Genomic DNA, 2,201 nt, shown 5'->3' on the forward strand with positions numbered 1-2,201 from the left:
TGAGAACATCGACCGCTCTGAAGTGATGAATATCAACGATCTCGTCAAATGCGTCTTCACGAGGCACGGAACGGTCTGCACCTATGTCGACTGCATGGCAAACACCTTCGCAATCGGCCCGGACGGGGGGATTTATCCATGCTACCGGTTTGTCGGGATGCCGGAGTATGTGATGGGGAATGTTGCTGACTGCCCGTCACTTGAGGAGCTCGCAGAGTCAAAGGCATGGAAGCTGATGCAGGAGTACAAAGCCTATGTCGATTCCGCATGCGGTGACTGCTCACACATCCGGTACTGCCGGGGGGGATGCCCATACAATGCGATTGCACCAACCGAGGGGCGGATTGAAGGGGTTGATCCCCACTGCACCGCATATAAGCGGATCTTTGAAGAGATCAATCTTCGGATGAACCGGGAGATGTTTGAGACACCCCCTGTGAGTGCACGGCGGAGGCAGCGGGCAAAACCGGGTGTCATGGCGCTTGTGCAGAAGATCGTCTCAAAATAACGGAAAAAAAAAGGTTTCCTCTCCTCCCTTATTTTATCAGATCAAAGAGGAAATACAGAAACGCGATGATACTGATGAAGATGATACCATACCCGCCACCCCAGATCGAGATCTGTTCGTCCGGGTATTGATTCCTCATATGGGAAAGCCGATCTTCATATGCCCTTGTTTTTGATGGATCGGAGAATGCCCGGACAAAAGGCAGTGCAATGCTCCGGAATGCGATCTGGCAGGCAACCGGGGGGTTGGAAGCGATGGTTCTGAGAGCAGAAACGAAGCGCTGAAGGCAAGCACCAATCAGATCAGCCCCATGAACAAGCGGGTTTTTGGCAATCCATGCAACCAGTCTCCCTGCCCGGATATAGAGTGAGTCAATATCTCTTTCAAATCCATGCCAGGGCTTTCGAAGGGGCCGGATAATCAGCAGGAGAACTCCGGCACCAATAAAGATCATGGCCGATTCCAGGAGATGTGAGGTTGCAAACGGATGGGCTGCGGTCATCCCCGGCAGGAGACCGGTCAGGACAGTCGGATTGAGACCGATGACAATACAGAGAAGGGCGGTTGCAGCCATTGCAATCATCATCAGGGAGGGGGCATCCTCAGGAAGCCGCCCTTCCTTCGTCCCGGAGACCGGCCTGAAGAAGCCGAGGTAGAGGAGACGGACGACATAGATGACAGTGATCACAGCCGAGATGATGAGAAGGGGAGCAAGATATGGGACTGCTCCGGCTGCTTCGATCACCATCCCTTTACTGACAGCACCGTTCAGACCCGGCATACCGGCAAGGGCAAGACCCCCGATCACCGCACAGACTGTTGTTTTCGGCATCGTCCGTGCAAGACCCCCAAGTTCAAAAAGGTGGGAAGATCCCGTCCTCAGGATCACAGCCCCTGCTGCCATGAAGAGGAGCGACTTGAAGAGGATATCATTGACGAGATGTGCGAGTCCGGCATCGATCCCGGCAACTGTTCCCACCCCGATTGCCGCAACCATATAGCCGCACTGGCTGATGATCGAGTACGAGAGGAGGCGCCGGATATCATCCTGCATGAGGGCATAGACGGCGCCATAGAGTGCCATCGCACCGCCCATATATGCAATGGCAACGCCCCACCCGCCAATCGCTGCAAGGAGGAATACTGCCGCTTTAGTCGTGAATATGCAGAGGGCAACCGATCCGACGACTGATGCCCTCGGATACGCATCCGGAACCCAGGTATGGAGGGGAATGAATGCGGCATTCACCCCGATCCCGATGAAGAGCAGCAGGAAGCCCATGCCTTCCCCTGCCGCCCCGATTGCCGCGGTTCCTGTTGTCGCAATAGTATAGACGATGCCCCCGAGGAGACAGGCGCCGCCGAAGATATGGAAGAGGAGGTACCGGTACCCGGCACCAGATGATTCTGGATCCTTTGAAGACCAGATGATCGATAAGGAGGCAAGCGCCAAAAGCTCCCAGAAGACAAAGACTGTGATCAGATCGCCTGCATAGACGATTCCAAGTGCCGCGGCAACTGATGCGAGGATGCCGATCGTTTCTATCCGGGGAAGATCGCGGTATGCTGCATAGATAATAACCAGGAACCCGGCTGTTGCAAAGATGATCCCGGCAAGCTGCCGCATGGGATCGGTCGTCAGGAGGATCGTCTCGATACCGGGGATGAACGCCACCACCAGATCGGGGGAGCC

2 protein-coding genes are annotated in these 2,201 nt (G+C 55.3%); one reads left to right on the top strand and one right to left on the bottom strand.

Features of this window, described 5'->3' with window-relative positions:
• Positions 1-508: SPASM domain-containing protein (locus QCH34_RS11205; RefSeq protein WP_300334171.1), on the top strand; the 508-nt coding region annotated here is incomplete at its 5' end.
• Between the two features lie 28 nt (positions 509-536).
• Here the strand turns inward: QCH34_RS11205 and QCH34_RS11210 are convergent.
• Positions 537-2,201 (bottom strand): proton-conducting transporter membrane subunit (locus QCH34_RS11210; protein WP_300334174.1); only part of this gene is annotated, 1,665 nt, incomplete at its 5' end.

It is taken from the genome of Methanocalculus sp. (assembly GCF_029762515.1).
Taxonomy (GTDB): Archaea; Halobacteriota; Methanomicrobia; order Methanomicrobiales; family Methanocorpusculaceae; genus Methanocalculus.